This is a genomic window from Nitrospinota bacterium, from assembly GCA_027619975.1.
Taxonomy (GTDB): domain Bacteria; phylum Nitrospinota; class Nitrospinia; order Nitrospinales; family VA-1; genus JADFGI01.
Genome location: JAQCGX010000012.1, coordinates 65,755 through 74,231 on the forward strand (window position 1 = coordinate 65,755; position 8,477 = coordinate 74,231).

The window sequence follows — 8,477 nt, forward strand, 5'->3', positions numbered from 1 at the left end:
TCAATAGATCTCTTTGTCTTTTTCAAGAATTCCTGCTTTAGAGCGGTTTTTTTAACGAATGAATAATTTTATTTTCCTGCCCCACTCCCTCTTGGAAAAAGGACCCATAATGAAAGTCTCCAGAAATTCATCAATCAGACGGATCGCAGGTATTTTTGCTCTATCCCTACTGCTTGCGTCTCCTGTCTCGGTGCAGGCGGATGCAGGCGGAATCAAAAATCGTCCTTTGGCCCAGTTGAAAATAGAGGCGCAAAATGAGAAATCAAAACCGTCCGTAAGGTCAAGGTTTGGAAGGCATTTGAAAAGGCTTTCCGATGACTATCAATCCTTTGAAAAGAGTGGGCAGTCCAAGGGAAAAGGTAAGTTTAAAGCACATAGTCATTCGATCCGGGTTTCAGACAGTTATGTTGCGATCGACGCCATTGCCATAGACGATCCAGAGGCGTTAAAAAAAGAGCTGGAGAGCCTGGGCCTGAAGTCTGCGGCGGTGTTCGGGAAGGTTGTCTCGGGGCTGTTTCCGATGTCAGCGATTGATAAAATGGATCAGAGCAGTCACCTGAATTTTGCGCGACCGGCGATGGCGGTTAACAACGTGGGCGCCGTGACCAGCCAAGGGGATGCCGCTATAAAAGCCGATATTGCCCGTCAAGCATTCAGCGTGGATGGAGCGGGTGTGACGGTGGGCGTTCTTTCGGACAGTTATGACTGTCTCGGTGGAGCCGCAGGCGATATCGCATCCGGCGATCTTCCCGCCTTAGGAGTGAACGTGTTGGACGACTCTGCGTGTCCAGGAACTGACGAAGGCCGGGCCATGTTGCAAATCGTTCATGATGTTGCGCCCGGTGCTTCCCTGGCCTTCAATACAGCATTTTTAGGCACGGCTAATTTTGCTCAAGGCATTGTCAATCTTGCCAATTCCGGCTCTAAAGTCATTGTGGATGATGTTATTTATTTTGCGGAGCCCATGTTCCAGGACGGCATCATTGCCCAGGCCGTCGATACGGTAAAAGGAAATGGTGTGGCTTATTTTCCTCCGCCGGCAATCAATCTCGAAAAAGTTATGAAGACGATTTTCGTGGCGGACAATTTATTACAATAGGCACAGAAAGCTTCGAAGCTCAGAATTTCAATCCTGGAGGGGCTCCGGATATTTTTCAGAAAGTTACTATTCCTCGAGGGGGAACGATTTTGTTGGCCTTGCAATGGGATTCTCCCGCCGCTTCCGCTGGTGGCCCTGGTTCACCGAATGATGTGGATGTCTATCTGACGGATGATCCGCCAACCCGGGTTCTTGCTTCCAGTACCGACTCAAACATTGGTTTGGACCCTGTGGAAGTTATATCCTTCCAAAATAATAGCCGTCGAACAACGAAATTTAATCTTTTGATCGTAAATGCCGGAGGAGCGAATCCTGGGAAAATCAAATATGTCAGGTTCGGACACTCCACCCTGGACGAATACGACACCAAAAGTTCCACCTCCTACGGACATGCAAACGCTGTAGGGGCGGAAGCCGTGGGAGCCGCGTACTGGCAGGATACTCCCGCTTTCGGAACCAACCCTCCTCAGCTGGAATCATTTTCTTCTGTGGGTGGGACACCCATATTGTTTGACGTTTCCGGGAATCGACTGTCGTCCCCTGAAATTCGTTTCAAACCCAATGTCGTGGGGCCTGACGGGGGAAGCACGACTTTTTTCTATAGCTCTGACAGCGATGGCGACGGGTTTCGGGATTTTTTTGGAACCTCCGCATCCGCGCCCCATGTTGCGGGAGTTGCGGCTCTGATGCTTGAGGCAAATCCCGGTTTGTTACCGTTGGATATTTTTTCGGCGATGGAAGCCACGGCAGTCGATATGGATGACCCCGGCACTCCCGGGTTTGATACCGGAGTTGATTTTGCAACAGGGTACGGATTGGTTCAGGCGGATGCGGCCATTGCGGGGATTTCCGCGCCTGAGTGTAATGTTCATGCCGATCCACTGGCTTTGAATTTTGGAAGCCAGAATGTCGGCACGTCTCAATCGCTGGCTGTTAACCTCAGCAACTCGGGGAGAGCGAATTGTAATGTGACGGCAATATCTTTAACCGGGAGTGGTGATTTTCAATTTGCACCGACGCCACCAGTAACACCGTTAATTTTGACGCCGGGGGATTCACTCGCAATTGCTGTGGAATACACACCTTCCGGGGAAGGCCCGGATAGTGGGACTCTCACCATCAACAGCGATGATCCTGACCAGGGAACCCTTCCCGTCAGCCTCAACGGTTCTGGAGTGATCGTAAGAACTGCGGACCTTTCAATTGTCAAAACGGATTCTGCCGATCCGGTGACGCAGGGCGATACCATCACCTACCAGATCACAGTAACCAATAATGGCCCGGACGATGCAACCGGAGTGATTATGCAAGACACGCTCCCTCCAGAGGTCACCCTGGTATCGACTCCTGGATGCGCCGTGTCGGGACAATTGGTGACCTGCAACCTGCCCAATTTGACTCTGGGAGCCCAGGCTATACTGGATATCGTGGTGACCGCCGATAGCGCTGGTGCAATAACCAATGAAGCATCGGTTTCTGGCAATGAAGTTGATCCCGTTCCTGGCAACAACACAGTATTTGAAAGTACACAGGTAGATGCTGGCCCCGTGCCCTCAGTCGCCGATCTGAGTATTCGGAAAGATGCCAACCAAAGCCGGCCAAGAGTGGGTTCCACTTTGGGGTATACGATTACAGTGACAAATAATGGACCTGCGAATGCTACGGGAATCGTTATTGTCGACACGTTGCCTTCGTCGGTTAGTTTTGCAGGGTCTCAGGAATGTAGCTCTGACGGCGCTCCTGTCGGAGGCACCGTCACCTGTAACATTGATTCCATAGTGAACGGTGGCGCCAAAAGCGTGAGCATCAGCGTTAAGCTCAACAGTAAAGGTACAATTGAGAATCGCGTCACCGTTTCTGGTAACGAACAAGACCCTGATCTTTCCAATAATCAGGCCACAAGAAGGACCAGGGTAAGATAAATAAAGTTTTATACGCTGATTAGACTTCCTGGAATACTGGTTCAGAGTTCCAGCGAAGGCCATTGGGAAGCGAGGAATATTTCAACCCAAGGGAATCAAATTTGGCAAGGATGGCTTGCCACGTTTTCTGAAATATATCGCTCGATTATTTTAGAGGGGGGCAATTTGGCAGGTATACTTTGGCTCCAGATTAGTTAGACGGTTTCACCGCATATGCTTGGGCTTGATTTTAGCCATGTTTACATAAATCTGCTCGTTGCAGCGGGGGCAAATCCATCCTTCGCCGGAGAAAATCCAGAAATCGTCCTCAACCCAATCCCTTGCATCTTCCCTGGCAACGCAAAATTCACCAGATTGCACGCAAACATCTGATATTTTTATTTGGCAGGGAACCGCATACTTTCCTTCGCTGTTCTTTATAAAACTAATATCGTCCGTCATTTGGAACCTCTAATTAATCCGATTAATAGGCGGGATTTAAATTATTTTTTGCTTGTCCATGATTAGACACTAGAAAATACTAAATGGATTCTTCGGGGGGGAGCAGATCTTCCAGAAAAAAAGCCGCCAATTCGGAACGACTGGCCAGGCCGGTTTTTTGATAAATCGACTGCGATTGTTGCTGGACGGTTTTTATTTTGGTTTGGCGAATGTCGGCTATTTCTTTCAGAGAAAATCCTTTCAATAGCAAAAATCCGACCTCCGTCTCCGCTTGTGTCAACTTCCAGTGGGAAAATTGTTTTTCAATTTTGACGGAAAGTCCTGCCAGTAATTGATGAGTTTCGCCTTTCCATTGTTCTTTCTTTTGATGAAGTGATTCTACGTTTACCTGTAAGGCCAAAATTTCCCTCTTGGCCAGAAACAACCGTTTTAGCCCAACAACAAAAAAGGTTCCGCTGATGGCTAAAAGGATTCCTTCCAGAAGGAGGTGCGCTCCGGAACCTCCATCCCCGTAATCGGTGATGAGGTCCAACCCCACCAGAACGACAAACGCTCCCGACAATATCAGAACGACTGTATTGACCTCCCGGACATCCTCCATTTGACCTATGCCTCTTGTAACTAGCTGAAATATAATACATATTTAATGGTCCATAGTCCGGATGGAACATTTTGGCCTGACCCCCGAAACTAGTGACAATTAATAAATAATCGTCAAGGAGGTTATCATGTTTGATTTGCCATTGCATCCCATCGCCGTTCATTTCCCAATCGTTTTAGGCTTCGCCTTGCCTTTCACCGCACTTCTCATCTGGTGGGCTATCAGGAAGGAATATGTGCCCCAGAAAGCCTGGATTTTAGTTACCATCATCGCTTTTGTTTATTGCGCTTCGGCTGTTGTGGCCAGTGAGCTGGGCGAGGACGATGAGGAAAAGGTGGAGAAAGTGGTCGCCGAAAAGTTGATCGAAGAGCACGAAGAGGCGGCGGAGATGATTCCCTGGATTGCGGGAACCTTGTTCCTCGTTTCTCTGGCAGGTCTGGTAACGAAAAACTCGGATCGTGCTCGTCTCGGCATCGCCGTTGTGAGTCTGGCCGCGATTATCCCTTTGGCCAATGCCGGGCATACAGGAGGTGAGTTGGTGTACAAATACGGGGCGGCTAACGCTCATTTGACTGGAGAGACTAAGGCATTGGTAGAATCGGGTAAATTTTATATGCAAAATCTGGAAGAGGAAAAACATGAGAAAGAAGGTGGAAAAAAGCATGATGATTAGAATTTTTAATCCCGGTGAACGCTTTAATATTTTTTCTCCATTAAGGTAAAGATATTGTTTTCATGTCAACTTCTGCCGTAACATGTTAAAAAACGCACTGGAAATATTTTTTTAATTAAAATATGTTGGTATCGAGTTCAACTTAAATCAGGTCATTGAGAATGATTCCGAATCAGGAATACGATCAAACCCGAGTGGAATTTGAGGACGAATGGTCGAGAAGCAAGATTGAAGACCTGCTCCAGACCAACCATTACAAGCGAGCCCGTGAAGAGCGTCGCTTGTATGAGCAGTACCTGCCTAAAGATCAATTGATTCTGGAAGCGGGCTGTGGTTTGGGGCCGAAGGTGTTTTACTTCCGGGAGCAGGGGTTCAACGTCATCGGGGTGGACTTTGTCTATTCGGCCCTGCAACGGCTGAAATCATTTTCTCCCGCCACTCCCGTTGCCTGTTGTGACGTGCATGATTGCCCGTTTCCTGACAATACTTTTGGAGCTTACCTGTCCTATGGTGTTGTGGAGCATTTCCCTCACGGAGCGAAGGAGGCTATTAAAGAGGCCTATCGAATTTTGAAACCGGAAGGAGTGATTCTCATGATGGTTCCCGCTGAAAATTTTCTAAGCCGCTTTATTCACGATCCGGATAATTTCCTGCAAAGGCTGAGAAGAAACCCGTGGGTGCGAAAAATTCTAGGCAAACCGCCTTGCGATTCTTCTCATGAGCACGATCTTTTCATGAAACTTCACAAACGAAGGGAGATGGGTGGCATTCTAGAGAGTGTGGGATTTCAGGTTCTGGTTGAGGAACCGGTTTCCCACAGTTTTTCTTTGTTCATGCTGTGCGAGTGCTTCCAGAAAGATCGGTTAGGACAGACCAATCTGGCCGCCGAAGTTTTGGGAGGGTGGTTGAAAAAAATAGCCCCGTGGGGGACGGCCAACCATCTGCTGTTCGTTGGCAGGAAATAGGCCGTTAGCGGTTTACTTGGATTAAGTGGGACACCTGGAGCGCATTTTTTTAAAGGCACCTCTAAAAATTAGTTTTTAAAAGAGAACGAACATTGTAAAGAGTTTCTTAAATCAGTGGCACGGGCTTTCCAGCCCGTGCGAACAGGCTGGAAAGGCGGAATTAAATTCCGCACTTCCGTATAATCTTTAAGGGTAGGTCGCCTGTCCCACTATAACAAAGACACCTCTTTGAATTGACGATATAAGAACATTTAGTCAATTTTTAGAGATGCCCTTAAGTTATTTTGTCTGGATTCAATTGGAGGAGCCATGTTGAAAGTGATGTCCTGGATTCTTGTTCTGAGTGTGATCCTGGGTTTTATCTTGATGGTATACAAAATGTGATAAGAAAAGAGACTCCAGGCTCAATTGTGGTCTGGAGTTTATCTTGCATCAATCAGTGTTTTCATTTTTTCAAGAAAAATATCTTTGCTGAATTTTGCCGCTTGTTGTTCACATGCGGAGCGCAGGGAAAGCGCCCGTTTGGGACTCAGCTCTTGAACGGCATTGATGATGTCTTCAGGGGAGGGATCGGCTTTCACCAAAATGCCTGTTTTATCAGGGATGATGGTTTCCAGCAATCCGCCTTCAGCGACACCCAGCACCGGTTTGCCCGCCGCCATCGATTCAACAGGAGACATGCCGAAATCCTCCTCCCTTGGAATATACAGGGTGGCGATCGCGTTTCCCACCAGGTCTTTTAATTGACTGTCATCTACCGGGCCGGCAAACGTGATGTTCTTTTTACCATCAGCTAATTGTTTAAGTTTTTCCAATTCCGGGCCTGCTGAAGCTACGATGAGACGTTTGTCGGGCATTTGGATAAAGGCTTTGACGATGATGTCTATACGCTTTAAAGGGTCCAGTCGGGCGAATGATAGGTAATAGTCCTCTTGTTTCAGCCAGTGAAATTTTTCCGTGTCACAGGGGGGGTGAATGACGATCGAATCCCGGCTCAAAAATGTTTGGATTCTTTTTTGAATGTTCACCGAATTGGCAACGACAACGTCCATCTTCCGCAGGGCGGATTCATACAATGGCTGAAAGAACAGATTGAAAGCCCTGTGGTTGAGCGCCTGAGCGGGAGAAAGGGAAGACAGTCTATACTCTTTGAGATCGTATAGAGAGCGGGGAGGGGTGTGGCAGTAATAAATATTTTTTCCGCCACGATGATTATTGACGGCAAGCGGCGCATCCTGACCGCTATAGATGACCGTCTCGTAATTTTTTAGGAACCGGGTTTTCATTCGGAATCCATAATATCGTTCGACGGTGCGCCACCCCCACAATTTGGACTGTATTTTTAAGTCGATGCATTTTCCCGGCAATGTGGCGAGGTCGTAACTTTGATCCGAGTGAACCCCAAAAGCCAGATCGAGATTCAATCCCTGGCATAGGGTATGGACCAATCGCTCCCCGCCTCCCTTGAAGACGAAAGAATCGTGCAACACAAGTGCTTTATTGCGATTCACCTGCGGACGGCCTCCTTTTCCAACTCCATGCATAGATTCCATATCCCATAAAAGCCAACAAAAATGCTTCTGTCGCAATGGTTCCAAACGCCGCTCCCTTGGCGCCGTAAACAGGTATCAGAAAAAAGTTTAAAATTATGTTTAACAGAGCCGCGCCGCATGCTCCCAGAGCATAATAATTTTCACGGTTGATGGCAAGCGCTCCCTGGGTGAGGACCAGATTGGGGATCATGAAAAATAAGGAAATAAACAGCCAGTATAATAGTCCGGCCCCTTGTTGATAGCTCGAACCAAAGCACAAAAGAATAATGTCATCCTTAAAAAACATCCCCAGGGGAACAATAAAAAGGGTGAGGATGCCAGCATAAAATACCAGCTTGTTGGTCAGCTGTAGAAATTTGTTGGGATCGTTGGCATGCAGGCGAAGCTCGCGAAAAAAAACATTGGCAAAGGGAAAGAGAATAAACATCACCCCTTCGAGAATTCTGGAAGCGGCGGCATAGAATCCGACCTGATGAAGAGTCCCTTCAATGTGCCGAAGCATCACGATGTCGATTTTAAAATAAATCAGGGTGGCAACATCAATGGTCAATAAAGCGGCCAGGGAACGGTAGATTTTCGGGTTGGGTTTGACGAAGAGAACTTTTTTGAGAGGATACGCGCGTTGAAAAATTAACGAAACCAGAAACCCAAAAATCCATCCGGCAAAAATCCATTCCAATTGGAGAGAAACAAGAAAAATAAAACCCAAAATTCCCACGCCGGACAAAGAACGGACCGTCACCCGCCACCAGGCCTCCCGGTTGAAATCTCCTTTGCCCTTTAAAACGGATGAAATGAAATTGGTCGCCGTCCCCAATCCAAACGCGGCTATAGCGAGAAGCAATGAAACTTTGTCCGCAAATGGAAATACGAGGACGATGAATATACCCGTGCCTGTTATTACCAGTAGATGGCCAAGAGCGACTGGAAACAATTGGTCAGTTTTTATGGATAGAGAAGGGGAAGTAAATTCCCGGAACAACAAGGTCCGAAATCCACCGTCCTGAAGGATAGCGAAAAGCGAGGCCAGCGTGATGATGTAACTGTATTGCCCGAAGATTTCCGGGCCAAACAACCTTGCCAGAAAAAAAGTCATCAACATGGAAAAACCAGCAACGAAAACGGTTGCCAGCCATTGAGTAACTATGGGGCGAGCCAGACTCATGGAGAGGAGATGAGGCGGCGGGATCGAGAAAAATACCAGATAAGCGTCCCGGCGAGAA

8 protein-coding genes are annotated in these 8,477 nt (G+C 47.6%); 4 read left to right on the forward strand and 4 right to left on the reverse strand.

Translation table 11 applies throughout. The features are described 5' to 3' along the window. Positions 1-109: 109 nt before the first annotated feature. Positions 110-1,099 carry a hypothetical protein gene (locus O3C58_06195; GenBank protein MDA0691450.1) on the forward strand — a complete coding sequence of 330 codons (990 nt, stop codon included), beginning with the start codon at positions 110-112 and terminating at the stop codon, positions 1,097-1,099. 89 nt (positions 1,100-1,188) lie between these two features. Then, a complete protein-coding gene (locus O3C58_06200) occupies positions 1,189-3,021 on the forward strand; it encodes a choice-of-anchor D domain-containing protein (GenBank protein MDA0691451.1) in 1,833 nt (610 codons plus the stop codon). Positions 3,022-3,225: 204 nt separating this feature from the next. Here O3C58_06200 and O3C58_06205 read toward each other — a convergent pair whose 3' ends face one another. After that, entirely contained in the window at positions 3,226-3,462 is a 237-nt protein-coding gene (locus O3C58_06205) for a hypothetical protein (GenBank protein ID MDA0691452.1), read from the reverse strand. A 79-nt stretch (positions 3,463-3,541) separates the two neighbouring features. Next, positions 3,542-4,063, reverse strand: a complete 522-nt coding sequence (locus tag O3C58_06210) for a helix-turn-helix transcriptional regulator (protein MDA0691453.1) — start codon at positions 4,061-4,063, stop codon at positions 3,542-3,544. A gap of 127 nt (positions 4,064-4,190) precedes the next feature. On the opposite strand from O3C58_06210, the gene O3C58_06215 reads away from it, so the two are divergent. Together O3C58_06215 and O3C58_06220 are read left to right on the forward strand one after the other, a co-directional pair. Further along, the gene (locus tag O3C58_06215; GenBank protein ID MDA0691454.1) at positions 4,191-4,736 is read left to right on the forward strand and encodes a hypothetical protein; all 546 of its coding nucleotides are present in this window, start codon (positions 4,191-4,193) and stop codon (positions 4,734-4,736) included. A gap of 161 nt (positions 4,737-4,897) precedes the next feature. Further along, a complete protein-coding gene (locus O3C58_06220; protein ID MDA0691455.1) occupies positions 4,898-5,701 on the forward strand; it encodes a methyltransferase domain-containing protein in 804 nt (267 codons plus the stop codon). Positions 5,702-6,123: 422 nt separating this feature from the next. Here O3C58_06220 and O3C58_06225 read toward each other — a convergent pair whose 3' ends face one another. Next, positions 6,124-7,212, reverse strand: coding sequence for a glycosyltransferase (locus O3C58_06225; protein MDA0691456.1), 1,089 nt, complete (start codon positions 7,210-7,212; stop codon positions 6,124-6,126). Next, on the reverse strand, positions 7,199-8,477 hold a 1,279-nt coding region (locus O3C58_06230; GenBank protein MDA0691457.1), incomplete at its 5' end, for a flippase. The genes O3C58_06225 and O3C58_06230, both read right to left, overlap by 14 nt.